Origin of the sequence: Citrobacter sp. Ce006, assembly GCF_030336535.1 — a bacterium.
GTDB classification, from domain to species: domain Bacteria; phylum Pseudomonadota; class Gammaproteobacteria; order Enterobacterales; family Enterobacteriaceae; genus Citrobacter; species Citrobacter europaeus.
Genome location: NZ_JAOWDO010000073.1, coordinates 732,283 through 755,910, shown reverse-complemented (window position 1 = coordinate 755,910; position 23,628 = coordinate 732,283). Strand labels below are relative to the sequence as shown.

Annotated in this window: 22 protein-coding genes; 6 read left to right on the top strand and 16 right to left on the bottom strand. The window is 54.5% G+C overall.

Translation table 11 applies throughout. From position 1 onward, the window contains the following. Nucleotides 1–55: 55 nt before the first annotated feature. The gene (locus OGV94_RS22235) at nucleotides 56–898 is read right to left on the bottom strand and encodes a 23S rRNA (adenine(2030)-N(6))-methyltransferase RlmJ (RefSeq protein ID WP_043018644.1); all 843 of its coding nucleotides are present in this window, start codon (nucleotides 896–898) and stop codon (nucleotides 56–58) included. A 214-nt stretch (nucleotides 899–1,112) separates the two neighbouring features. Between OGV94_RS22235 and prlC the strand changes: the two genes are divergently transcribed. Next, entirely contained in the window at nucleotides 1,113–3,155 is a 2,043-nt protein-coding gene (gene prlC / locus OGV94_RS22230; RefSeq protein ID WP_221922601.1) for an oligopeptidase A, read from the top strand. 8 nt (nucleotides 3,156–3,163) lie between these two features. Continuing rightward, nucleotides 3,164–3,913: a 16S rRNA (guanine(1516)-N(2))-methyltransferase RsmJ gene (rsmJ, locus tag OGV94_RS22225; RefSeq protein ID WP_043018642.1), complete on the top strand. Its 750-nt coding sequence runs from the start codon at nucleotides 3,164–3,166 to the stop codon at nucleotides 3,911–3,913. A gap of 43 nt (nucleotides 3,914–3,956) precedes the next feature. On the opposite strand, the gene OGV94_RS22220 is transcribed toward rsmJ, so the two are convergent. Further along, nucleotides 3,957–5,156, bottom strand: a complete 1,200-nt coding sequence (locus OGV94_RS22220) for an NAD(P)/FAD-dependent oxidoreductase (RefSeq protein ID WP_043018641.1) — start codon at nucleotides 5,154–5,156, stop codon at nucleotides 3,957–3,959. Between the two features lie 232 nt (nucleotides 5,157–5,388). On the opposite strand from OGV94_RS22220, the gene OGV94_RS22215 reads away from it, so the two are divergent. Beyond that, a complete protein-coding gene (locus OGV94_RS22215) occupies nucleotides 5,389–5,892 on the top strand; it encodes an RrF2 family transcriptional regulator (RefSeq protein ID WP_003023361.1) in 504 nt (167 codons plus the stop codon). Nucleotides 5,893–5,978: 86 nt separating this feature from the next. Here the strand turns inward: OGV94_RS22215 and dtpB are convergent, their stop codons facing one another. Both dtpB and uspA read right to left on the bottom strand, forming a co-directional pair. Then, nucleotides 5,979–7,451 (bottom strand): dipeptide/tripeptide permease DtpB, encoded by a 1,473-nt coding sequence (gene dtpB, locus OGV94_RS22210; protein WP_043018639.1) that lies wholly within the window; start codon nucleotides 7,449–7,451, stop codon nucleotides 5,979–5,981. 281 nt (nucleotides 7,452–7,732) lie between these two features. Then, nucleotides 7,733–8,170 (bottom strand): universal stress protein UspA, encoded by a 438-nt coding sequence (uspA, locus tag OGV94_RS22205; RefSeq protein ID WP_003023368.1) that lies wholly within the window; start codon nucleotides 8,168–8,170, stop codon nucleotides 7,733–7,735. A 392-nt stretch (nucleotides 8,171–8,562) separates the two neighbouring features. On the opposite strand from uspA, the gene uspB reads away from it, so the two are divergent. Next, nucleotides 8,563–8,898 carry a universal stress protein UspB gene (gene uspB, locus OGV94_RS22200; RefSeq protein ID WP_003023371.1) on the top strand — a complete coding sequence of 112 codons (336 nt, stop codon included), beginning with the start codon at nucleotides 8,563–8,565 and terminating at the stop codon, nucleotides 8,896–8,898. Nucleotides 8,899–8,962: 64 nt separating this feature from the next. Here uspB and pitA read toward each other — a convergent pair whose 3' ends face one another. After that, entirely contained in the window at nucleotides 8,963–10,462 is a 1,500-nt protein-coding gene (pitA, locus tag OGV94_RS22195; protein ID WP_043018638.1) for an inorganic phosphate transporter PitA, read from the bottom strand. A gap of 229 nt (nucleotides 10,463–10,691) precedes the next feature. On the opposite strand from pitA, the gene OGV94_RS22190 reads away from it, so the two are divergent. Continuing rightward, nucleotides 10,692–11,897 (top strand): BaiN/RdsA family NAD(P)/FAD-dependent oxidoreductase, encoded by a 1,206-nt coding sequence (locus tag OGV94_RS22190; RefSeq protein ID WP_043018637.1) that lies wholly within the window; start codon nucleotides 10,692–10,694, stop codon nucleotides 11,895–11,897. Nucleotides 11,898–12,040: 143 nt separating this feature from the next. Here OGV94_RS22190 and OGV94_RS22185 read toward each other — a convergent pair whose 3' ends face one another. From OGV94_RS22185 to OGV94_RS22135, 11 genes are all read right to left on the bottom strand, one after another. After that, nucleotides 12,041–12,553: a 4-hydroxyphenylacetate 3-monooxygenase reductase subunit gene (locus tag OGV94_RS22185; protein ID WP_043018636.1), complete on the bottom strand. Its 513-nt coding sequence runs from the start codon at nucleotides 12,551–12,553 to the stop codon at nucleotides 12,041–12,043. Between the two features lie 19 nt (nucleotides 12,554–12,572). Continuing rightward, nucleotides 12,573–14,135: a 4-hydroxyphenylacetate 3-monooxygenase, oxygenase component gene (gene hpaB, locus OGV94_RS22180; protein WP_087050786.1), complete on the bottom strand. Its 1,563-nt coding sequence runs from the start codon at nucleotides 14,133–14,135 to the stop codon at nucleotides 12,573–12,575. Nucleotides 14,136–14,314: 179 nt separating this feature from the next. Next, nucleotides 14,315–15,205, bottom strand: coding sequence for a 4-hydroxyphenylacetate catabolism regulatory protein HpaA (hpaA, locus tag OGV94_RS22175; RefSeq protein ID WP_286524413.1), 891 nt, complete (start codon nucleotides 15,203–15,205; stop codon nucleotides 14,315–14,317). Nucleotides 15,206–15,214: 9 nt separating this feature from the next. Next, on the bottom strand, nucleotides 15,215–16,591 hold the full coding sequence (gene hpaX, locus OGV94_RS22170) for a 4-hydroxyphenylacetate permease (RefSeq protein WP_286514308.1): 1,377 nt from the start codon (nucleotides 16,589–16,591) through the stop codon (nucleotides 15,215–15,217). A gap of 71 nt (nucleotides 16,592–16,662) precedes the next feature. Further along, nucleotides 16,663–17,454, bottom strand: a complete 792-nt coding sequence (hpaI, locus tag OGV94_RS22165) for a 4-hydroxy-2-oxoheptanedioate aldolase (RefSeq protein WP_043018632.1) — start codon at nucleotides 17,452–17,454, stop codon at nucleotides 16,663–16,665. Between the two features lie 10 nt (nucleotides 17,455–17,464). Then, nucleotides 17,465–18,268: a 2-oxo-hept-4-ene-1,7-dioate hydratase gene (hpaH, locus tag OGV94_RS22160; protein WP_100193717.1), complete on the bottom strand. Its 804-nt coding sequence runs from the start codon at nucleotides 18,266–18,268 to the stop codon at nucleotides 17,465–17,467. 107 nt (nucleotides 18,269–18,375) lie between these two features. Then, the gene (locus tag OGV94_RS22155; RefSeq protein WP_047408060.1) at nucleotides 18,376–18,756 is read right to left on the bottom strand and encodes a 5-carboxymethyl-2-hydroxymuconate Delta-isomerase; all 381 of its coding nucleotides are present in this window, start codon (nucleotides 18,754–18,756) and stop codon (nucleotides 18,376–18,378) included. Nucleotides 18,757–18,766: 10 nt separating this feature from the next. Then, nucleotides 18,767–19,624 (bottom strand): 3,4-dihydroxyphenylacetate 2,3-dioxygenase, encoded by an 858-nt coding sequence (hpaD, locus tag OGV94_RS22150; RefSeq protein ID WP_075145523.1) that lies wholly within the window; start codon nucleotides 19,622–19,624, stop codon nucleotides 18,767–18,769. A gap of 1 nt (nucleotide 19,625) precedes the next feature. After that, complete coding sequence (gene hpaE / locus OGV94_RS22145) at nucleotides 19,626–21,092, bottom strand: 5-carboxymethyl-2-hydroxymuconate semialdehyde dehydrogenase (RefSeq protein ID WP_286524410.1); 1,467 nt, start codon at nucleotides 21,090–21,092, stop codon at nucleotides 19,626–19,628. Then, complete coding sequence (locus OGV94_RS22140) at nucleotides 21,089–21,853, bottom strand: fumarylacetoacetate hydrolase family protein (protein WP_100193716.1); 765 nt, start codon at nucleotides 21,851–21,853, stop codon at nucleotides 21,089–21,091. The genes hpaE and OGV94_RS22140 overlap by 4 nt, the downstream gene beginning before the upstream one ends. Further along, nucleotides 21,850–22,482, bottom strand: coding sequence for a fumarylacetoacetate hydrolase family protein (locus OGV94_RS22135; RefSeq protein WP_043018626.1), 633 nt, complete (start codon nucleotides 22,480–22,482; stop codon nucleotides 21,850–21,852). The genes OGV94_RS22140 and OGV94_RS22135 overlap by 4 nt, the downstream gene beginning before the upstream one ends. Before the next feature lie 283 nt (nucleotides 22,483–22,765). Here OGV94_RS22135 and hpaR point away from each other — a divergent pair, with 283 nt between their 5' ends. Further along, a complete protein-coding gene (hpaR, locus tag OGV94_RS22130) occupies nucleotides 22,766–23,206 on the top strand; it encodes a homoprotocatechuate degradation operon regulator HpaR (RefSeq protein ID WP_043018625.1) in 441 nt (146 codons plus the stop codon). Nucleotides 23,207–23,628: the final 422 nt, after the last annotated feature.

The window sequence follows — 23,628 nt, the reverse complement described above, 5'->3', positions numbered from 1 at the left end:
CCAAAATATTCGCGATTGTATACCTGATATTAAAAGGTTCCACCGATGGCTGCGATTACTCCGGCACGATCCAGCTTACCGAGGTATGGCCGGTTCCTGCCGGTACCAGTTTGCTGTGTAACCACGGCAGAACGTTGTTCATCTGCTGCTCCAGCTTCCACGGCGGGTTAATCACAATCATGCCGGACGCCGTCATGCCGCGCTGATCGCTGTCCGGGCGTACCGCCAGCTCAATTTGCAGAATTTTGCGGATGCCGGTGTCTTCGAGATCGTGGACCATGCGCTTGATTTGCTGGCGCAAAACTACCGGATACCACAGCGCATAGGTGCCGGTCGCGAAACGCTTGTAGCCTTCGTTAATACCGGTCACCACCGCCTGGTAGTCACTTTTGATTTCATATGGTGGATCGATAAGGATCAGCCCGCGACGGGAAACTGGCGGTAATTTTGCTTTTAGCTGCTGATAACCATCGGCTTTGGCCACGCGAGCGCGCTCATCCTTCTGGAATTCGCCGCGCAGCAGAGGAAAGTCGCTCGGGTGCAGTTCAGTTAATTGCAGGCTGTCCTGTTCGCGCAGCAGCTGGCGAGCAATTAACGGAGAGCCCGGGTAGTAGCGCAACTGACCGCTACGGTTGAAGTGCTGCACCACGCCAATGTAGGGTTCCAGCTCGGCAGGCAAATCGTCCTGCTGCCAGATACGGGCGATCCCTTCAAGATATTCACCGGTACGTTCGGCATGCTCACTGCTCAGCTGATAACGGCCTGCGCCAGCATGGGTGTCCAGATAGAGAAACGGTTTTTCTTTCTCTTTGAGCGATTCAATGATCAGGCTCTGAACGGTGTGTTTAAGGACGTCGGCGTGGTTGCCAGCGTGATAACTGTGGCGATAACTGAGCATGGGTAAACGTGTTCCAGGTTATAAACGTAGGCCCGAAAACAGCGCGATATCGGGCGAAAATAAAGCGTATCGCCACAGTATACAGAAAAGTCGTCACTGCCGCGAAAGCGCAACGCCTGGCATTGAAATCCTCTACACTTAACCCCATTGTACAAATTAATATGCACAGCGCCGGATACGCGCTTCATTCACTCTTTTCAACAGGACCGCGCTAATGACCAATCCATTGCTGACTCCCTTCGAACTGCCGCCGTTTTCTAAAATTCAGCCTGAGCACGTTGTGCCTGCCGTCACTAAGGCGCTGAATGATTGCCGCGAAAACGTTGAGCGAGTGGTTGCGCAGGGCGCGCCGTACACCTGGGAAAATCTCTGCCAGCCGTTGGCAGAAGTTGACGATGTGCTGGGGCGTATTTTCTCTCCTGTTAGCCACCTGAACTCGGTTAAAAACAGCCCGGAATTGCGCGAAGCCTATGAGCAAACGCTGCCGCTGCTGTCTGAATACAGCACCTGGGTTGGGCAACATGAAGGTTTGTATCAGGCGTACCGCGATCTGCGTGATGGCGATCATTACGCCACTCTGAACACCGCACAGAAAAAAGCGGTCGATAACGCACTGCGCGATTTTGAACTTTCTGGTATTGGTCTGCCGAAGGAAAAACAGCAGCGCTATGGCGAGATCGCTACCCGCCTGTCTGAACTGGGTAACCTGTACAGCAACAATGTGCTTGATGCCACCATGGGCTGGACTAAGCTGGTGACTGATGAAGCGGAACTCTCCGGCATGCCGGAGAGCGCGCTGGCCGCCGCAAAAGCCCAGGCTGAAGCTAAAGAGCAGGACGGCTATCTGTTAACGCTGGATATCCCAAGCTACCTGCCGGTCATGACCTACTGCGACAACCAGGGACTGCGTGAGGAGATGTATCGCGCTTACTCCACTCGCGCGTCTGACCAGGGACCAAACGCTGGCAAATGGGACAACAGCCCGATAATGGAAGAGATCCTCGCGCTGCGCCACGAACTGGCACAGCTGTTGGGTTTCGAAAGCTACGCTTTTAAATCGCTGTCCACCAAAATGGCGGAGAACCCGCAGCAGGTGCTCGACTTCCTGACCGATCTGGCGAAACGCGCCCGTCCGCAGGGTGAGAAAGAGTTAGCCCAGCTGCGCGCCTTCGCAAAAGCGGAATTTGGCGTTGATGAGCTGCAGCCGTGGGATATCGCTTACTACAGCGAGAAACAAAAACAGCACCTCTACAGCATCAGCGACGAGCAGTTGCGCCCATATTTCCCGGAAAACAAAGCCGTTAACGGCCTGTTTGAAGTGGTTAAACGTATTTATGGCATCACCGCCAAAGAGCGCACCGATGTTGACGTCTGGCACCCGGAAGTCCGTTTCTTCGAGCTGTATGACGAAAACAACGAACTGCGCGGCAGCTTCTATCTTGACCTGTATGCCCGTGAGCATAAACGTGGCGGGGCGTGGATGGACGACTGTGTCGGGCAGATGCGTAAAGCCGACGGTACGCTACAAAAGCCTGTTGCCTACCTGACCTGTAACTTTAACCGTCCGGTGAACGGCAAACCCGCCCTGTTTACCCACGATGAAGTGATTACCCTGTTCCACGAGTTCGGCCATGGTCTGCACCATATGCTGACTCGTATCGAAACCGCGGGGGTTTCCGGCATCAACGGCGTGCCGTGGGATGCGGTCGAACTGCCGAGCCAGTTTATGGAAAACTGGTGCTGGGAGCCAGAAGCGCTGGCATTTATCTCCGGTCACTTTGAGACCGGTGAGCCGCTGCCGAAGGAACTGCTGGATAAAATGCTGGCGTCGAAAAACTATCAGGCGGCGCTGTTTATTCTCCGTCAACTGGAGTTCGGCCTGTTTGATTTCCGTCTGCACGCGGAGTTTAACCCGCAGCAAGGGGCGAAAATCCTCGACACACTGGCGGAAATTAAAAAGCAGGTTGCCGTGGTGCCGGGCCCAACGTGGGGCCGCTTCCCACATGCCTTCAGCCACATTTTTGCTGGTGGCTATGCGGCAGGTTACTACAGCTATCTGTGGGCCGACGTGCTGGCGGCAGATGCCTTCTCTCGCTTTGAAGATGAAGGGATTTTCAACCGCCAAACCGGACAATCGTTCCTCGATAACATCCTCACCCGTGGTGGTTCTGAAGAGCCGATGGAACTGTTCAAGCGCTTCCGTGGCCGCGAGCCGCAGCTGGATGCAATGCTGGAGCATTACGGGATCAAGGGCTGATTGTTCGCGTGAAAATTTGTTTACTGGATGAAACAGGCGCCGGAGACGGCGCCTTATCTGTTCTGGCCGCCCGCTGGGGACTGGAACACGATGAAGATAACCTGATGGCGCTGGTGATGACGCCGGAACATCTGGAACTGCGCAAACGTGACGAACCTAAACTTGGCGGTATCTTCGTTGATTTCGTGGGCGGTGCAATGGCCCATCGGCGCAGGTTTGGCGGTGGCCGCGGTGAAGCGGTGGCGAAGGCGGTTGGCATTAAAGGCGATTACCTTCCGGATGTAGTCGATGCGACAGCCGGGCTGGGGCGCGATGCGTTTGTACTGGCCTCGGTAGGCTGCCGCGTCCGAATGCTGGAACGTAACCCGGTAGTGGCGGCGCTGCTTGATGATGGTCTGGCGCGCGGCTATGCCGACCCGGAAATCGGCCCGTGGCTGCAGGAACGTTTACAACTGATCCATGCCTCCAGCCTGACGGCGTTAACCGATATCACCCCGCGCCCGCAGGTGGTATATCTCGACCCGATGTTCCCGCATAAGCAGAAAAGCGCGCTGGTGAAAAAAGAGATGCGGGTGTTTCAGTCGTTGGTAGGGCCGGATCTGGATGCGGACGGCCTGCTGGAGCCTGCGCGTCAGTTGGCCACCAAACGTGTAGTGGTGAAACGCCCGGACTACGCGCCGCCGCTGGCGGATGTCGCCACGCCGAATGCGGTAGTCACGAAAGGGCATCGGTTCGATATCTACTCAGGGACAGCATAGTTTGTAGGCCGGATAAGGCGGTAGCCGCATCCGGCATTACGGCTTAAACAAACGGTGCCAGCGGATCGGCAATCTCAAACGCTACCGCACGGTCTGCTTTCGGTGGGTAAATCAGCTCGCTGACAATCGACACCTTCAGCTTCTTCGCTTCTGCGCGCGTCAGTTTCACCTGTTGGTCCCAACCTTCGGTATATACCGCGCCCCAGGCTCCCAGATCCAGACAAGTGACGTACATCTCCTGGCGGTACGGCAGCGGCGCCACGTCCAGCACGCTTGCTGCGGCGTTGTTCCCGGCGAACTTGCCCAATAAAATTGCGTGCTGGCAGGTCATTAACGCATGGTTGCCTTTGTCGTCGGTGGCGGCATAGGCCACATCGCCGGTGGCGTAGATATCATCGTGACCCACAACCTGCAGATGGGTATTTACATGCAGACGGCCCTGGCGATCGCGCGGAGCGTTAATCTGTGCTGTCAGGCTATTCGCTTGTACGCCGACCGTCCAGATAACCGTCTGCGAAGCAATCATCTGACCATCTTTCAGCGTGACGCCGGAGGCATCCACGCACTCTACTTCCGCATTGACCAGCCATTCGACGCCCAGTTCAGCGGAGGCTTCGATAATGACGTCACGTAATTCCTGGCTCCAGCGCCCGCCTGGCTGAGCGCCGCGTTCAACTACGACAACTCTGGTCTTAGCATCAGCGCCCAATATTTCGCGCAAACGCCCCGGCAATTCCAGCGCCATCTCAATCCCGGTAAAGCCGCCACCACAGACCACGACCGTATTGCGGGCCTCACTTTCCGGTTGTAATGCGAGATCCTTAATGTGCTGCTCCAGTACAGCGGCGCTCTCGAGCTGGTCGAGGTCAAACGCGTGCTCAGCGGCGCCGGCGACAATGTCGCGGTTTACGTGGCTGCCGCTGGCGAGCACCAGGCGGTCATAGCGGCGCAGATGAATTTCACCGTTGGCATCTTTCCAGCTTATCTCTTTAGAGTCCGGGAGGATCTGCTCGACGTGGCCTTGCAGGAAGTTGACGCCAGTAACGTCAAACAACGGCTGCAGCGGGGCGACCAGGGTTTGTACGGCGCTTTCATAAAAGCGTGGACGGACACGCAGCTCTGGTTGTGGCGCAATTACGGTAATATCAATGGCCTGCTGATGTTTATCCGCCAGTCGTGCGGCGCTTAATGCTGCCCACATACCGGCAAAGCCGGCGCCCACGATCAGAATTTGTTTACGCATTAGGGTTTTCTCACTAGTGACTACGAATTATTTACTCGGATTTTATTTGTCGTAGTTAGGAATTGCAATGCGATCAAACTCCTTTTTACTAAAAAGGGTAAGGGTTTTTTAATATCTATCTGATAAATATGTATTTAAAATTATATTTTAAAGTGGCTTCACTTTACTGTCTGGAATGAATGAGACGAAAAAGCTACAATAAACTCAGATTCATTTTGGCTGAGATAAGAGAATGGCATTCTACAGTTCCGGGGTTGAGTACGGCATTCATAGCCTGATGTGTATGGTCGACAGCAAGGGCGACGCGCGGGATATGAGCGTGCGTGAAATTGCCGAGCTGCAAAGCGTGCCGTATGACTATCTGGCGAAAATTTTTACCCGTTTATCGAAAGCGGGCCTGGTACGCAGTATTGAGGGCAAGGGCGGCGGTTTCCAGTTGGCTAAACCCGCTGAACATATCACGGTGTTGGACGTGGTGAACGCCATCGATGGCGATAAGCGCATCTTCGAATGTCGCGAAATTCGCCAGCGGCTGGCGGTATTTGAGGAGCATCCGCCAGAGTGGGCCTGTGAAGGCATTTGCGGTGTGCGCTCGGTAATGGATATGGCCCAGCAGCGAATGGAAGAAGCGCTCGGCCAGCATACGATCCTCGATTTGGCGCGCAAAATGTATCGCAAAGCGCCGGACACTTTTGTCGTTGAAGTTCAGGAGTGGATAGACGCCCGCAAAGGGTAGCGATTGAAAATGCCCGATGGCGCCAGGCTACCGGGCATTTTGAATGTAGGCCGGATAAGGCAATAGCCGCCATCCGGCACTGATGATTATTGCTCGGTACTTGGCGTATTAATCATGCGGTTCAGCCATGGCACCATAATCGCCATCACGACCGTTACTGCCAGAGTGACCAGGCCAATCTTACTGAAGACGTTGGTGTAGATAGGCAGCGTTTGCAGCGGGTCGGTGATGTTCTCTGGTACGGCGGTGAAGGTGGCGACATAACCCCCCATCAGGAAGGCCGCAGCCTGGGTCAGGAACCACATCCCGAGAATAAAGCCCATCAGGTGCTGTGGCACGAGAGCGGCGACCATCGCCAGTCCCAGGGCGCTAATCAGCAGTTCACCCAGACTCTGGAACAGGTAGACCAGCACGATAAACCACGGTGACGTCAGCCCCTGCGCATCGGCAAACCACATCCCGGCAGCGGCGGCCGTCAGGAAGCCCAACGAGCACAGGAACATACCGAGCGTAAATTTCATCGGCATGGTCAGGTCTTTGCCTTTGTTTCCCAGACGGGTATAGACAGCGGCCAGCACCGGACTTGCCAGTACCACCCAGAACGGGTTCAGCGCCTGGAAGCTCACCGGGTTGATGGCAAAACCGAGAATTTCATGGTGCACGTTATTGATAGCAAAGAAGTTCAGCGATGTCGGCATCTGCGCGTACAGAACGTAAAACACCACTGCTTCCAGCATCAGGATAAAGGCCACGAACATCTTGTTTCGCCCGGTTTTATCCAGTTTGAATGCCTGACGGAAGAAGATGATCGTCACGGCAATCGACAGGACAATCAGCACCAGGTTGGCAACCTGCACGTTGTGCATCAGCCAGGCGCAGATAAATACCATCACTACCGTACCGGCCAGCACGCAGAATAGATTACGGAAACTCAGCGGCTTATGGTCTGGCTCAGAGCCGATATCCTTCACCATGCCACGACAGGCAAAGTAGACCAGCAGCGCGACGATAAGCCCGGCACCGCACAGGTTGTAGGTCACTGCGTAGCCAAACTTATCGGCGATCACTGGCGCCAGCGACAGCGACAGCAACGAACCGATGTTAATCGACATATAAAACAGGGTGAAAGCACCGTCCAGACGGGCGTCTTTCGGTGGATAGCATTTTGACAACAGGCTTGCCGGGTTGGCTTTAAACAACCCGTTACCAACGGCAATGGTACCCAAAGCAATAAAGATCAGATCGGGCTTAAGCAGCGACATCCCGGTCATGAAGTAGCCGATGGCCAGTACAATGGCACCGAGTACCAGTGTGCGCTTGGTGCCTAGCAGGTGGTCGCCGACGTAGCCGCCGATCGAAATCAGGCCGTAAACCAGCGCGGCAAAGGCACCAAAGGTGACGAATGCCTGTTCTTGTGAAAATCCGAGCTGCTTAACAAAAAATACCGCCAGGATGCCCTGAACGCCGTAATAGCCAAATCGTTCCCACAATTCTACGAAGAAGATCATGAAGAACGGACGAGGTTGCTGCAGCAAGCCCGTAGGTGCAGTTTTATTCATATTCCATCGCCTTTCAAAGCCATCCCGAAAAGTATGAACGCGTATGCTGAAACGCGCCGAAAAAGTCTTATTTTGTTATAGACTGCGGTTATTGGCCGCGAGGGTAGAGTATTATAGAGATAGTTTTCGATCCAATTAGTTGATCACACTAATTATGATTTGTTTGTTGGATTGATGTACTAATTGTGTCCGAATGATAAAAACAAAAACGCCCGCACAGGCGGGCGTTTACAGGCTAAGCGACTTGCTGCGGGCCGGGTTATGTTCCGGCGGTAAGCATTTTATGCTTCTTCGTCGTCACGCAGCGGAACAATCAACATGTCGACGTGGACAGTGTTGATCAGTTGGCGCGCGGAGGACATCAGTTTGCTCCAGAAATCCTGGTGGTGACCACAAACGACCAGATCCATGTCGTATTTTTTGATGGCATCAACCAGAACCTGACCCAGGTCGCCGCTACCGCTCAGGGTTTCGGTGATAGGGTAGCCTGCATTGGTGGACAGCTCGGTTAACGCGTGGTGGGTTTCTTCAGAAATGCGTTTCTGCATGTCGCCCAGATTCACGTCGATAAGCCCGGTGTACAGGTCGGAATAGTTTACGTCAACGTGGATAAGGGAGACTTTAGCATTGTAAGGCCGCGCCATAGAGACCGCTTTTTCAACCAGAACTTTGCTTTCCGGAGAAAGATCAACCGCGATAAGAATGTGTTTATAAGCCATAGTGTTACTCCTTCCATAAGTTGTCGATGACTAGCCTGCTGGCGTTATCTGCCGCCGCGTCATCCGCGTCCTGCGAACCTTGCGCGCGGGGCTAGCCCAGTCGTAAAAACGTACCATATAAGGACTATCCTTACATTATAGCGACCAGGATAATCCGTCAATCCGCCTTGCTTGCCAAGCAGTTAAACAAATTTTTTAGTTAATTGCATTGATAGCGATTAACCTTCTGGCAAAAAAATTAACTAATCTCCTACACTATCTAGAGAGGCGTTCGGATGCGTGATACTAATACGAACGGTTTCGGCTGTACTCTTCACTGAATGGTTTGGCAGGGTATCGGGGAGCGGTAGTCCCGGAAAGGAGTTCCGTGGGCGGGTCGCCGGGGAGGAGGTATGATAAGCACCATTGCATTGTTCTGGGCTTTATGTGTCGTTTGCATTGTTAATATGGCGCGCTATTTTTCTTCGCTACGCGCACTGTTAGTGGTACTTCGTGGTTGCGATCCATTGCTTTACCAGTATGTAGATGGAGGAGGCTTTTTTACCTCGCATGGGCAACCGAATAAGCAGATGCGTCTGGTGTGGTATATCTACGCTCAGCGTTACCGCGATCATCATGATGATGAATTTATTCGCCGCTGTGAGCGGGTTCGCGGTCAGTTCATTCTCACCAGCGCGCTATGCGGCCTGGTGTTAATCAGCATGGTTGCGCTGATTATCTGGCACTGATTCCAACGACAGATACAAAAAAAGCGGGCCAGTTTCCTGACCCGCTTTTTTACCGTGCATTCGCTTAGATAAGCTTCAGGGAGAGCCAGTACAGCACCCCGGAAAGAATAATCGCAGCCGGCAGGGTGAAGACCCAGGCCATCAGAATGCTGGTCACTGTTTTACGCTGCAAACCGCCGCCATCAACAACCATCGTTCCCGCAACGGAAGAGGAAAGAACGTGAGTGGTGGAAACGGGCATACCGGTGTAACTGGCGAGACCGATAGAGACTGCGGCAGTCATCTGCGCCGACATCCCCTGGGCATAGGTCATACCTTTCTTACCGATTTTCTCGCCGATGGTGGTGGCTACGCGACGCCAGCCAATCATCGTACCAATACCCAGCGCCAGTGCGACGGCCATAATGATCCAGATAGGCGCGTACTCAATGGTGCTCAGCATGTCAGCTTTCAGTTTCTTCAGCAGACGCTGATCGTCAGCGCTTACGCCAGGCAGCTTAACCACTTTATCGGTGGTATCAGAGATGCACAGCATAATACGGCGCAGCTGACCACGCTGCTCGACGCTTAACTTGTCGTAAGTTTCCAGATTCGCCAGCATACCTTTCGCGCGTTCCAGCGCGTTGATGGTATTCGCCGGGTGGCAATGGAACTCTGTCGCCGTCGCGGGTGCCGCGTCCGTCGGTGACGGAATCAACTGGTCTACGCCTGTGGCCTGTTTAAGCAGGTCAGGGCGCTGCTGGAAGAAGACTTCGACGTTATTGATTGCATCACGGGTACGGGTAATCTCGTAACCGGAAGCATTCATATTCACCACGAAACCTGCAGGCGCTACGCCAATCAGCACCAACATCACCAGACCAATGCCTTTCTGACCATCGTTCGCACCGTGGGAGAACGCCACGCCGATTGCGGAGAGGATCAGTGCAATACGCGTCCAGAACGGCGGCTTTTTCTTACCGTCTTTCTTTTCACGTTCTGCCGGCGTCAGGTGGATACGGGCACGTTTTTTCGTACCGCTCCAGTAGCGACGCAGAATGAAAATAAGACCACCTGCAACCACCAGACCGACAATTGGCGAGATGATTAGCGAGGCAAAAATACCGATAACTTTCGGGATGTTAAGTGCGTCCACCACCGAGGTGCCGGTCATCAACGCATTGGTTAAACCAATACCGATAATGGCGCCAATCAGCGTGTGGGAGCTGGAGGCCGGCAAACCAAAGTACCAGGTACCCAGGTTCCAGATAATTGCCGCCAGCAGCATGGAGAACACCATGGCGAGGCCATGTGACGATCCCATATTTAGCAGCAGATCCGTTGGCAGCATATGCACGATGGCATACGCCACGCTGAGACCGCCCAGCAAAACACCAAAGAAGTTGAACAACGCAGCCATGACCACCGCCAATTGCGAACGCATTGCGCGGGTGTAGATCACGGTTGCGACAGCATTGGCTGTGTCATGGAAGCCGTTAATTGCTTCGTAGAACAGCACGAAAGCCAGAGCAAGCAATAGTAAAAGCCCGGTATGTAAATCCAGGCCAGCAAACAAATGTAGCATAGGACGTTACGCCATTTTGAGGACATGAACGCGGCGCATTATCAGTGACTTTGGCGGCGCGGGCAAAGTGAAATATAGAGTTTTTTTGATTTGTCTCCTGCTTTGTTTTACACCACTAAAGAATTATCCTATATATTTCAGATAAATACCCTTTATCGGTAGTTTGGTGCTGGTGCGACCACTGAGGAATCTTTACAATTCACTCCCGCTTTTTAGAGAGGATCGCAACGTGGAAAGGTTTGATACCGTTATTATAGGCGCTGGCGCAGCGGGTATGTTTTGTGCCGCGCAGGCAGGACAAGCAGGTAGTCGCGTACTGCTGATCGATAATGGTAAAAAGCCAGGGCGCAAGATTCTCATGTCTGGCGGGGGCCGCTGCAACTTTACTAATCTTTATGTCGAACCGGCCGCGTATTTGAGCCAAAACCCGCATTTTTGCAAATCGGCGCTGGCGCGTTATACGCAGTGGGATTTTATCGATCTGGTGGGCAAGCACGGCATTGCCTGGCATGAAAAAACGCTAGGTCAGCTTTTCTGCGACGATTCCGCCCAACAAATTGTCGATATGCTGGTGGACGAGTGTGAAAAAGGTAACGTAACTATGCGGTTACGTAGCGAAGTCCTGAGCGTTGAGCGCGATGGTGACGATTTTATCCTGGAATTGAATGGGATGACTGTCGGCACGAAAAAGCTGGTTATCGCCTCCGGTGGCCTCTCTATGCCGGGTCTGGGCGCAACGCCGTTTGGCTATAAAATTGCCGAACAGTTCGGCCTGAACGTGTTGCCGACCCGCGCAGGTCTGGTGCCGTTCACTTTACATAAGCCGCTACTGGAGCAGCTTCAGGTGCTCTCTGGCGTATCGGTTTCCTCCGTTATCACCGCCGAGGACGGCACCGTATTTCGTGAAAACCTGCTCTTTACGCACCGCGGGCTTTCTGGTCCGGCCGTGCTGCAGATTTCCAGTTTTTGGCAGCCAGGTGAATTTGTCAGCATTAATTTGTTGCCGGATGTTGACCTCGCGGGCTTCCTCGATGACCAACGAAGCGCACACCCTAATCAAAGCTTAAAGAACACGTTAGCGATGCAGTTGCCAAAGCGTCTGGTGGAATGCTTACAGCAGTTAGGGCAAATTCCGGATGTCTCGCTGAAGCAGCTTAACGTACGCGATCAGCAAACGCTGGTTGAAACGCTGACCGAGTGGCGGGTGCAGCCGAACGGTACGGAAGGGTATCGTACCGCTGAAGTCACGTTAGGTGGCGTCGATACCAACGAGCTGTCATCGCGCACGATGGAAGCGCGCAAAGTGCCGGGGCTGTATTTTATCGGCGAAGTTATGGACGTCACCGGTTGGTTGGGCGGCTATAACTTCCAGTGGGCGTGGTCGAGCGCCTGGGCGTGCGCACAGGATTTAGCTTCTGGGGTAAAAACACAGTAGATTTTGCCAGCAAGAAGTCAGCATTTTATGAATGGAATCAATTAGCAGTGTGCTCAATCGCTATCGTTATTCAGGCCGTTAGCGGGAACAGAACCTCACTTAGGGTTTACCCGGTTTGCGGCCAGGTAAACCCTATATGATCACTACGCGACCACTTCCATTTCCATCATCACCGGATGGAAACGGCGCTTGAAGTAAATCAGCCCGTGGCCTTGCTGGCTGAGGGTAATGTTCTTGATTTCGACCAGATAGACCAAATGGCTGCCGATAGTCTGCACTTGATTAATCTCACCCTCGAGGCTTGCCAGCGATCCTTTCAGTACCGGTTGGCCTTGCGCGCCTTTCTGCCAGCATGAAAGGTTGAAGCGATCTTCCATAGCCATGCCTGTCATCCCGGCGAAATGGCGGGCCATCACTTCCTGCTCGTGGTTCAACACGTTGATACAGAGCTTGCCGTTGCCCTGAAACACCGGGTTCATCGCGCTATTGGCGTTGATACAGACCATCACCGACGGTGGCGAGTCGGTCACCGAACAGACTGCCGTAGCGGTGATCCCGCAGCGGCCCGCTTCGCCTTCGGTGGTGATGACGTTAACGGCGGCCGACAGACTGGCCATGGCATCGCGAAAACGCAGACGTTGTTCATCTAATTGCATTGTGACCTCCCGCTGCTGGTTACTTCAGCAGCTTATCCAGCATGTTGATATCGGAATTGTTGTGCAAATGTGGAACCGTCCAGCCATTTTGGTCGTACTCGGACAGGCAGCGATCGACCATCGCCATCATTTTGTCCATGTTGCCGGAGCTCTGTGCCTGGCGCAGACACTGCAGGCGGATTTCGTCCTGGCTACCGGAGTAGTTGATTTCATACAGCTCGTGGCGGCCACCAAATTCGCTGCCGATGGCGTCCCACATTAGTTTGAGGATCTTGATGCGCTCGACGTGATCCATACCGTTCGATCCGCGTACGTATTTCGCCAGATATTCGTTGATTTGCGGGTTATTGAGATCGCGTGCGCTGGACGGCAGATAGATCAGGCCGCTGGTGACGCTGCGCTCGATAATATTTTTGATTTTGGCGTAAGCCATCGGCGCCATCACGCGATAGGTTTGCAGCGCGGCGTGATCCGGTAGATATGCCCCGTTGACCCACGGCGTTGCTTCAGCGCACATTGAGTCGCTCAGCGCCCAGAACATATTGCGCCAGGCCACGACTTCGCCAAGCTCGGCCTGTACGCCGCGGAACTCCAGGGTACCGGTGCACTCCAGCGAGCGCTTCAGCAGGGCTGTGATAAAGTCGAGCTTCACCGCCAGACGTACGCAGGCCTGCAGCGGATACATACGGGCGAAGCCACCTTCCATCGTCCAGCGGCGGCAGCGGTCAAAGTCGCGGTAAATCAGCACGTTTTCCCACGGGATCAGCACGTTATCCATGACCAGGATCGCATCGTTTTCGTCGAAGCGACTGGAGAGCGGATAATCGTATGGCGATCCGGTTGCTCCGGCGACCAGTTCGTAGGAGGCGCGCGAGATAAGTTTGACCCCTTCGGCATCCATCGGCGCGACGAACATCAGCGCGAAGTCCGGGTTTTCGCCCATCACCTGCGCGGAGCCGAAGCCAATCATGTTGTAGTGGGTCAGCGCAGAGTTGGTCGCCACCACTTTTGCACCGCTGACGATAATCCCGGCATCGGTCTCTTTCTCGAGCTTGATATAGACGTCTTTCACTTCATCCGCTGGCTTATGGCGGTCGATCGGTGGATTGACGATGGCGTGGTTAAAGTACAGGCCGGTTTCCTGAATGCGGGTGTACCAGTCGCGGGCGTTCTGCTCAAACTGACCATAAAATTCTGGGTTAGCACCCAGCGCACAGCCAAACGCGGCTTTGTAGTCCGGAGTACGCCCCATCCAGCCGTAGCTCAGGCGCGACCATTCGGCGATGGCATCGCGCTGCTGGCGCAGGTCATCGGCACTTCTCGCGACGCGGAAAAACTTGTGGGTATAGCCGCCGCTGCCGGTGTCGGTACCCCAGCACAAGGTGTCCTGCAGTTCGGGTTTGTGCAGCGCATCGTACATTTGGGCGACAGAAGCGGCTGCGTTGCGAAAAGCTGGATGCGTAGTCACGTCTTTAACACGCTCACCGTAAATATAGATTTCGCGGCCGTCCTGCAAGCTCTTCAAATACTCTTCACCAGTTAACGGGCGTTTAGCGTCTGCACGGAAATTTTCAGGTTTCATAGGGGACCTCTTCAGTATTAATCGGATTGTGATGTTAAATTTATGTTTTGTTTTTGTTGTTCAATTGAAGCGGTTAACAAGGTTTTCGTGAAGAGACTTTTAGGTCATCTGTGGGTACTTTTCAGGTGAGATAACGTTCTGTGATCCAGACGTCATTTAGAATGAAAGGGTAAGCAGAGTCACGACACGGGCACTTTCTTCAGTCTGAACGCGCTCGGTGAGCAGCCGACTAAGCGGTTAAAGAAGCGAGCGAAATAGGCTGGGTCCTTAAAACCCAATTGCCAGGCTATTTCGTTGATCGCGCTGTCGGAAAACAGCAATAGCCGCTTGGCTTCGCGCAACTGCCTGTCGAAAATTAGCCTTTTTGGTGGGCGGTTAGCGAAGCGGCGACAGATATCGGTCAGTCTGGATTCGGTCAGATGCAGCTCGTAGGCGTAGTCCGGCACCGTCCAGTGCTGGTGATAGTGGTTATCGATTAGCTGGTTAAAACGTTGAAACAGCCTTAGCTCGCCGCGTATCCCGCTGGCGGCATGATCGTCAAGCTTCGCATTCCGTAGTAGTAGGGTGAACACCGCCTGCGCCAATAGCATCAGTGTGTGTTCACGTCCCGGTAATTGCGAGGTCGACTCACGTTGAATCAGCCGCCAGTAGTGCGTTAGTGCCTCCAGTTCTTCGGGCTTATCGACCAGCGACAGGCAGATACCCGGCAGGCCGAAGGCTTCCCGTGTGCCGGGATAAAGTACCTCCAACAGCGGCCAGACCAAATCCTCCCGCACCGTCAGTACGTGCCCATCACTATCAGACTCAGTGATAAAGGCGTGCGGCACCGACGGCGGTGTCAGAACGAACAGCGGTGCCTGTACTGAATAACGACTCTCGTCAAGCTGCAGCTCAATCTGCCCGGTATCAAGAAAGTGCATCTGAAAATATTGGTCGTGACGGTGCGCCTGCATATCGCGGCCAAAGAACTCAGCCATGCGGGCAAACGACTGATAATGCACATCTTCCGTTCCCAGACTCTCATCGTACTCTTTGTTGATATCGATATTGGCGATAGAGCTCTGACACATAGCGGCTCCTTACGGCGTCGCGCGAGGACGCGATCCTTTCATCGGAATAGCCCAGATAATCACCGCGCCAATGACCAACAGGGTGGCAACAAACCACAGACCACTGCTAAAGCTGCCAGTAATATCTTTCAGCCAGCCGATCATTAATGGGCTTACTGCTGATCCGATATTGCCGGTGGCGTTGATCACCGCGATACCGATCGCTCTGGCGCGTAGGCTGATCGACTGATCCGGGGTGGTCCAAAAGATGGCCATGGCGCTAAAGGAGCCGGTGGAGGCCATCACGATCCCCAGTAGTTGGATTAGGTTGTGATCGGTGGCTGAAGCCAGCAGCCAGCCTGCAGCGGCAAACAGAAAAGGTAGAGCGGTATGATGCTTACGCTCTCGATGTTTATCAGAGTGACGGCTCCAGTAGATCATTCCGAGAATGGTACAAATCTGCGGGATTGCCGCCAGCAGGCCGATAGTGATGTTGCTGCTGCTTTCGTTAAAGCTTTTAAGGATCTGCGGCGTCCAGATACTGATCGCACTGAGTGTATTCGTCAGGCAGAAGTAGGCCAGGGTGTACATCAGCACAATCGGCGTAAATACTTCCCGCCACAGGCTGCGTTGTTGCATGGCGTGATGGCTGATCGCGCCTTCCGGCTGTACCAGCGTGAGGCGATCGTTATCCATCATCTCCTGCAGGCACTTTTTGTCTTCTGCCGTCAGCCATTTGGCCTTCGACGGTGAATCATCGAGCCAGAACCAGACCATAACGCCGAGCAGCACCGACGGGAAGCCCTCCAGCAAGAACAACCATTGCCAGCCGCGCAGGTTAAGCATGCCGTCCATAGACAGAATATATCCAGAAACGATCGACCCCAGCGCGGTAGTCACAGGCATAGCAATCATAAACAGCGCGTTGGCGCGGGCGCGGAAAAAGGCCGGGAACCAGAAGGTCAAATACAACAGGATGCCGGGCAGGAAACCGGCCTCGGTAATCCCCACCAGCATCCGCAGGATGTAGAGGCTGTTCGGCCCGGTGGCGAACATGGTGGCGGTAGAGGCGATGCCCCATAGCACCATGATGGTGGCAATCCAGCGGCGAGCGCCGACGATGCTGAGCATCACGTTGCTGGGTATGCCAAAAATCACGTAGGTAACGTAAAACAGGGTGGTGGCAAGGCCGAACATGGTGGCGTTCAGTCCCAGATCCTGCCCCATGGTCAGTCCGGCAAAGCCGATATTGATCCTGTCTAAAAATGAAAAGATAAAGAGTACGAACAAAAATACGATCAGTCGACGGAACAGTTTGTTGATAACTGACTGCTGCTGCGCCGTCAGCTGTTTGTGCTGGTTAGCCGGATCGAACTTTTCCGGGATGGCAGATGATGTATCGCTCATTGTCATTTTCCTCTAATGGGAATTTTGTAGGGTACGGCTATTTTGCCCGGTAGCGCTGCGCTTACCGGGCATTAGTAGACGCCTGGTGAACCCGGCGCGTTTATTTCCCCCCCAAACCGCGCCGCCAGCGCTTCTGCGCCACGGGCCAGCAGAGTGGTATCAACGCCGACGGCAACGAACAGTGCGCCTAGCGCCAGATAACGTTTCGCCAACTGTTCGTTAGCCATCAGGATCCCCGGCGCTTTACCGGCTGCACGAATTTGCGCGATGGCCTGTTCGATGGCAGCCTGCACCTCCGGGTGCTGCGGATTGCCGCCAAATCCCATATCAGCACTGAGATCGGCCGGGCCGATGAACACGCCGTCCACGCCCTCAACGTCGAGGATCTGTGGCAGATTTTTTAGCGCTTCGCGGGTTTCAATTTGCACCAGCACGCACATTGCGTCGTTGGCCTGATGGATATATTCGGGGATGCGGTTCCAGCGTGAGGCGCGGGCGAGCGCGCTACCTACGCCGCGAATACCTGCGGGCGGGTAGCGGGTGGCCTTCACTGCCAGTCGCGCTTCGTCAGCGTTTTGTACCATCGGCACCAGCAGAGTCTGCGCACCCACATCCAGCAATTGTTTAATTTGCACCGGGTCGTTCCATGATGGTCGCACCACAGGTTGGCTGGGGTAAGGGGCGATCGCCTGCAGTTGGGTCAGTATCGTTTGCACGCTGTTCGGCGCATGCTCTCCGTCAATTAACAGCCAGTCGAACCCAGCCCCGGCCAGTAGCTCTGCGCTGTAGCTGCTGGTGAGTCCAAGCCATAGGCCAATCTGTGGGCGACCGGCTTTTAAGGCATCTTTAAAGGCGTTATTCATCATGTTTCTCCTAAACAAACCGGCAGCTAATCGCGCCCATGTTGCCGTAGTCAACGTGGAAGGTGTCGCCCTTGCGCGCCGGAACCGGACGGGTAAAGGAGCCACCGAGAATAATCTGCCCGGCTTCCAGTTGGACGTCATACGGCGCAAGCTTGTTCGCCAGCCAGGCCACGCCGTTGGCTGGGTGATTGAGTACCCCTGCAGCCACGCCAGTCTCTTCGATCACGCCGTTGCGATAGAGCAGGGCGGAGATCCAGCGCAGATCCAGTTCGTCGGGTTTGATGGGGCGACCGCCGAGGATCACCCCGGCGTTGGCGGCGTTATCGGAGATGGTGTCGAAGACCTTGCGCGGGCGCTGGGTCTCCGGGTCGATGTTGTGGCAGCGGGCATCGATAAGCTCCAGCGCCGGAATCACATAGTCGGTAGCGTTGTAGACGTCGAACAGGGTGCAGTTCGGGCCGCGCAGCGGTTTGGCCAGCACGAAGGCCAGCTCCACTTCGATGCGCGGGACGATAAAGCGGTCGGTAGGAATATCGCCGCCATCGTGGAAAAACATATCGTCCAGCAGCGCGCCGTAATCCGGTTCGCTAATCTGCGAGCTGGCCTGCATCGCTTTGGAGGTCAGACCGATTTTGTGGCCTTTAAGGACGCGGCCCTCGGCGATTTTCATTTTTACCCATTCGCGCTGAACGGCGTAGGCGTCTTCGATGGTGATCGTCGGGTGATCCAGCGAAATAGCGCGGATCTGTTCGCGCTGTTTTTCCGCCTGGTTTAGACGCTCGGCGATCAGAGTATGGGTATGTTTATCGAGCATAGTGGTTCCTGTGGCATTGCATTGCCGGATGGCGCTTCGCTTATCCGGCCTACAATTCATGGCCGGTGTAGGCCCGGTAAGCACAGCGCCACCGGGCAATTTGCACATTATTTAAATAACGCGTGCACGTTGTTCTGTTTGTAATTCAGCGTCGGGTGCAACTCCTGGATTTCGAACGACAGTGCCAGATAGCGGCTCTCCATCAGCGTGGCGAAATGGGCCTTAATCAGCGCAAACAACATCTCACCCACGTCCTGACGGCTCTCCAGGCTACGCCCGGAGCCGATTTTCAGCGTCATATGCACGAAGGCATAATCATGCTGGCCGTCGGCCATCTGCCAGGTATCCAGCCAGATGGCGCGACTGCGAATGCCGCCGATGGGAAAGATACCGGTCGCCGCCAGCGCTTCGTTCACTTTGCCGAACAGACCCGGTAAATCGGCCTGTTCGCGGATGTTGTCGGTACACTCGGCAATAAAGTGCGGCATTCTGAACTCCTTAAACCTGCTCAGGCAGCGGGAAGACGGCGTTGACCTGGCCGGTGCCGGAACTGGCGAAAAGCTCGGTGATAAATTCAACGTTGCCGTCATATTTATCCCAGCCCAGCATGCCGAGCAGCATCACCGTGTCGTGCATGTTGCCCTCGCCGTAGCAGTAGTTGGCGTACTCCGGCAGCATGGTGCAGAACTCTTTGAACTTACCTTCACGCCACAGCTTCACGACCCGCTCGTCCATCTGATGGTCGAACTCGCGGGTGTAGCTGTTCATGCCTTCTTCCGCACGCTGATCGTCGATAAAGCGGTGCGACAGTGAGCCGCTGGCCAGGACCGCCACGGTGCCGTCGTATTTCTCGATAGCTTTAAGAATTGCTTCACCCAGCTTGCGACTGTCCGCGAAGTCATGCACGGTACAGAATGCTGAGATGGAAACGACTTTGAAGTGGTTGTCTTCGTTCATATAACGCATCGGTACCAGAGTGCCGTATTCCAGTGTCAGGCTGGGAATATTGTGTGCCTGAGCACGCACACCCAGTTTGACGGCTTCATCGGCGATTGATTGGCCCAGCTCCGGGTTTCCCTCGTAGCGGTAGGCCATGTCGCGAATAAAGTGCGGCAGTTCGTGGCTGGTGTAGTTCCCCTCAAAATGGGGGCTACAGTTGATGTGGTAGGCGCTGTTGACCAGCCAGTGGGTGTCGAACACAATGATGGTATCGACGCCCATTTCGCGGCAGCGTTTGCTTATCTCTTTATGTCCATCGATGGCTGACTGACGACAGCCGTGGTTTTTCCCCGGCAGTTCAGAGAGATACATCGACGGAACGTGTGTAATTTTTGCAGCTAAAGCTAACTTTCCCATATCAGACTCCCCATTTTGGGATCGGATGGTCGCCCATCGAGATGCAGACGTTTTTCATTTCGGCGAACACTTCAAAGCTGTATTCGCCGCCTTCACGGCCTGTACCAGAAGCCTTCACTCCGCCAAACGGCTGACGCAGATCGCGGACGTTCTGCGTATTGACGAACACCATTCCGGCTTCGATGCCGCGTGCCAGGCGCAGCACTTTGCTGATGTCCTGGGTCCAGATATAAGAGGCGAGGCCGTACTCCACATCGTTGGCCAGGCGCAGACCTTCCGCCTCGTCTTTAAACGGCAGCAGACAGGCTACCGGGCCAAATATCTCTTCCTGCGCGACACGCATGCGGTTGTCGACATCCGCCAGCACCGTTGGGCGCAGGAAGTTGCCGCTTTTCAGATGTGCAGGCAGGTCGGCGGGTTTATCCGGGCCGCCCGCCAGCAGGGTCGCCCCTTCTTCAATGCCGAGGCGGATATAACCGGTGACTTTCTCCCAGTGCTGTTGGCTAATCAGCGCGCCTACCTGAGTGTTCAAGTCGGCTGGGTCGCCGACGCGCAGGCGGTTGGCGCGTTCAGCAAAGCTTTTGACGAATTCGGGGTAGATGCTCTGCTGGATAAAAATGCGCGAGCCAGCGGTGCAGCGTTCGCCGTTGATCGAGAAGATGGTAAACAGCGCGGCATCAAGAGCACGTTCAATATCGGCATCTTCAAAAATTAGCACCGGTGATTTACCGCCAAGTTCCATGGAGTATTTTTTCAGCCCGGCATTTTTCATGATATTGCGCCCGGTGGCGGTACCGCCGGTAAACGACACCGCGCGTACGTCGTGGTGGCGTACCAGCGCATCGCCTGCCGTTGCGCCGTAGCCCTGAACCACGTTCAATACGCCTGCCGGAATGCCTGCTTCTAACGCCAGTTCACCCAGACGATCGGCAGTCAGTGGCGAAAGCTCGGACATCTTCAGCACAGCGGTATTGCCCAGCGCCAGGCACGGCGCGACTTTCCAGGTGGCGGTCATAAACGGCACATTCCACGGCGACACCAGTGCACAAACGCCGACCGGCTGTACGAGGGTGTAGTTGAGCATCTTGTCGTCGACCGGATAGGTCTTGCCATTCATCTGCTGGCACACTTCGGCGAAAAATTCGAAGTTATGCGACGCGCGAGGGATCAGCACGTTTTTGGTCTGGTGGATCGGCAGGCCGGTGTCGGCGGTCTCCATGGCGGCAATTTCAGGGACGTTCTGGTCGATCAGGTCGCCCAGACGGCGCATCAGGCGTGCACGCTCTTTCATCGGCAGATTGGCCCATTTAGGGAACGCTTCCTTCGCTGCCGCCACCGCCTGATTCACTTCGTCGGCACCGCCGGAGGCCACTTCCGCCAGCACTTCACCGGTTGCCGGGTTGGTGGTGTGAAAATACTCCGTAGCCGCGACGTTTTTGCCGTTGATCCAATGGTTAATCTTTTTCATGACAGCTTCTCCTCATATGCCTGCTGACTGATGATGCGGTTGACCAGACGGCCGACGCCTTCCACTTCGACGATCACTTCATCGCCCGGCACCACGTCTGACAGCCCTTTTGGCGTACCAGTGGCGATCATGTCGCCCGGTTGCAGGGTCATAAACTCGCTCAGATAAGCGATCAGGAACGGGATGCTGAAGATTAGATCGGCGGTGGTGCCCTGCTGGCGCAGTTCGCCGTTGACCCAGGTGCGCAGGGCCAGGGTGTGCGGGTCAGGAATATCCGCTTTGTCGACGATGCAGGGGCCTATTGGCGTCAGAGTGTCGCGGCTTTTTACCCGCAGATTGGGGCGATAGTAGTTTTCCAGATAGTCGCGGACGGCGTAGTCGTTGCAGACGGTGTATCCGGCTACGTACTCCATGGCGTCGGCTTCGGCGACCTTACGCGCGGTTTTGCCGATCACCACCACCAGTTCGGCTTCGTAGTGCATGTACTCAACGTTATCCGGGCGTACCGATTCCTGCTGGTGGCCGATAAAGGTGTTTGGCGCTTTGATAAACACCAGCGGTTCGGTGGGCGGCTTAAACTCCAGCTCGCTGGCGTGATCGGCGTAGTTCAGACCCAGCGCGAACAGCGTGCCGTCGGCGGGCGGCAGCCAACGAAATTCGCCTTCTTTTAGCAGTCTGCCGTCAGCCAGGCGAACCTGCTCGCGTTCATCAATCTGAACGTCGTGTTGTTGTCCCAGCCACTCAATACGTGCTTGTTTCATGCCAGTTCTCCTTCGGTAACCACCGGGTTTTCCAGCGGCAGGAGGCCTGCGGCAAGAATACGTACGCGATCGCCTGGTCGCAGGGTTACGCGGTTGTGCGGGGTGCCGATCAGAATGGCGTCGCCAGGGTTGAGGGTCGCGAATTCACTCAGGGCGCTTAGCAACTCGGCGGCGGAGCGCTGGAGATCAACAGTGTTCCAACTGTCAGCTTCCCGACCATTGATTTCGGTGATAATGGTCAGGTTATCGACGTCGCTGAGCGTAGAAAGTGCGCCAATCGGGCAGAAGCCATCGCGGCATTTGGCTTTGATTGCCGGGCGATAGAAGCTCTCTTCCGGCAGGCTTACGTCGTTAGCCAGCGCATATCCGGCAATGTAAGCAACCGCTTTTTCTGCAGTTACTTTACGGGCGGTTTTACCGACGATCAGAGCCACAGTCCCTCCGCTTAGCACGGTTTCACCCTGCGGGAAGGGGATGCTATCTCCGTTGCCGATAACGGTATTACGCGGTTTGATAAACCACACCGCGGTCTTTGGCGGCGTTTTGTAGGGGGCCTGTTGGAACGCTTCGCGCCAGGCATCGAGCTGGCTGCGGTGGTTAAGCGCCACGGCGAAGATGGTACCTTTCATTCACCACTCCTCTGATTCTGATTTCGGATACGATCATTTCATTAACATATTAATGATCATTTTTTATGCTTTGCAGAAAGGTTTGGCAAACAGAAGTGAATGATTTGTGATCTTATTAACAATAAATTTACAGATTTCGTTTTTATTTCTTATAAATCAATATATAAGATTATCTTCTTATCTCGACCTGTACTTTTCAGAGACAGAAACCGGTTGCGTTCTGGTGTGATTAACGCTAATTATTAACTTATTAACAAATGAAGGTGTGATTCAGAGGTCAGTCATGCATGATTCATTAACTATCGCGCTACTACAGGCGCGGGAAGCGGCGATGGCCCACTTTCGCCCGATCGTTAAACGCCACAATCTTACCGAACAGCAATGGCGTATCGTGCGTATCCTTGCCGAAAACCCGTCGATGGATTTTCACGATCTGGCTTTTCGCGCCTGTATTTTACGCCCGAGTCTGACGGGCATCCTGACCCGCATGGAACGCGATGGCCTGGTTCTGCGCCTCAAGCCAGTTAACGATCAGCGCAAGCTGTACGTTTCTCTAACCCCGGCCGGTTCAAAACTTTATGAAAGTGCGCAGGTCCAGGTGGAAGAGGCCTATCGCCTGATAGAAGCCGATTTTACCGTCGAAAAAATGCAGCAACTTACCATGCTGCTGGAAGAGTTTATTTCCCTGGGCAATGGAGCGCGGGCAGAGGAAGAGGGATCTTAAGGCGTTCCAGAGCCAGAAATAACGTTCTGGACGCCATACAAAAAATGGTACTTTCAGTGCGTTACATTAGTCATCCAGCAAACCTTCTAAGAAAAACGTTTGTCCGGCAAATGGATTGCCGGGCACGATTTTTTGCCTGCAACATCCGTGCTACAACCGAATAGACATATTGAATCCAGGTGTTAGTATTCAATAGACAGCAGTTATGAGTATGCGTGTTTCATTTCCGGCCAGGAACGCTGATGATGACAACATTACTACCCGATCTCACAGCACTTTCGTCATTCACTTCCTGCGCGGCGCAGGTTGCCTTAGCGCCTGTCCGCTCTCTGGCCATTGTTTCTCATTCCTTCTCATCCCGGATGGAATCTCCCGCTGAATAGCTATTTAGTGGGCTTTGTGACACGCATCGTTTGAAAACA

Bases quoted from the DNA above. Each gene is read 5' to 3' on its own strand.
- hpaH (WP_100193717.1), bottom strand. From the start codon at position 18,268: ATGCTCGATAAACATACCCATACTCTGATCGCCGAGCGTCTAAACCAG.
- OGV94_RS22135 (WP_043018626.1), bottom strand. From the start codon at position 22,482: ATGAAAGGTACCATCTTCGCCGTGGCGCTTAACCACCGCAGCCAGCTC.
- OGV94_RS22220 (WP_043018641.1), bottom strand. From the start codon at position 5,156: ATGCGTAAACAAATTCTGATCGTGGGCGCCGGCTTTGCCGGTATGTGG.
- hpaI (WP_043018632.1), bottom strand. From the start codon at position 17,454: ATGAATAACGCCTTTAAAGATGCCTTAAAAGCCGGTCGCCCACAGATT.
- hpaE (WP_286524410.1), bottom strand. From the start codon at position 21,092: ATGAAAAAGATTAACCATTGGATCAACGGCAAAAACGTCGCGGCTACG.
- OGV94_RS22235 (WP_043018644.1), bottom strand. From the start codon at position 898: ATGCTCAGTTATCGCCACAGTTATCACGCTGGCAACCACGCCGACGTC.
- uspA (WP_003023368.1), bottom strand. From the start codon at position 8,170: ATGGCTTATAAACACATTCTTATCGCGGTTGATCTTTCTCCGGAAAGC.
- hpaR (WP_043018625.1), top strand. From the start codon at position 22,766: ATGCATGATTCATTAACTATCGCGCTACTACAGGCGCGGGAAGCGGCG.
- hpaD (WP_075145523.1), bottom strand. From the start codon at position 19,624: ATGGGAAAGTTAGCTTTAGCTGCAAAAATTACACACGTTCCGTCGATG.
- hpaA (WP_286524413.1), bottom strand. From the start codon at position 15,205: ATGTGTCAGAGCTCTATCGCCAATATCGATATCAACAAAGAGTACGAT.
- hpaB (WP_087050786.1), bottom strand. From the start codon at position 14,135: ATGAAACCTGAAAATTTCCGTGCAGACGCTAAACGCCCGTTAACTGGT.
- hpaX (WP_286514308.1), bottom strand. From the start codon at position 16,591: ATGAGCGATACATCATCTGCCATCCCGGAAAAGTTCGATCCGGCTAAC.
- OGV94_RS22185 (WP_043018636.1), bottom strand. From the start codon at position 12,553: ATGCAATTAGATGAACAACGTCTGCGTTTTCGCGATGCCATGGCCAGT.
- OGV94_RS22140 (WP_100193716.1), bottom strand. From the start codon at position 21,853: ATGAAACAAGCACGTATTGAGTGGCTGGGACAACAACACGACGTTCAG.
- pitA (WP_043018638.1), bottom strand. From the start codon at position 10,462: ATGCTACATTTGTTTGCTGGCCTGGATTTACATACCGGGCTTTTACTA.
- prlC (WP_221922601.1), top strand. From the start codon at position 1,113: ATGACCAATCCATTGCTGACTCCCTTCGAACTGCCGCCGTTTTCTAAA.
- OGV94_RS22215 (WP_003023361.1), top strand. From the start codon at position 5,389: ATGGCATTCTACAGTTCCGGGGTTGAGTACGGCATTCATAGCCTGATG.
- uspB (WP_003023371.1), top strand. From the start codon at position 8,563: ATGATAAGCACCATTGCATTGTTCTGGGCTTTATGTGTCGTTTGCATT.
- dtpB (WP_043018639.1), bottom strand. From the start codon at position 7,451: ATGAATAAAACTGCACCTACGGGCTTGCTGCAGCAACCTCGTCCGTTC.
- OGV94_RS22155 (WP_047408060.1), bottom strand. From the start codon at position 18,756: ATGCCGCACTTTATTGCCGAGTGTACCGACAACATCCGCGAACAGGCC.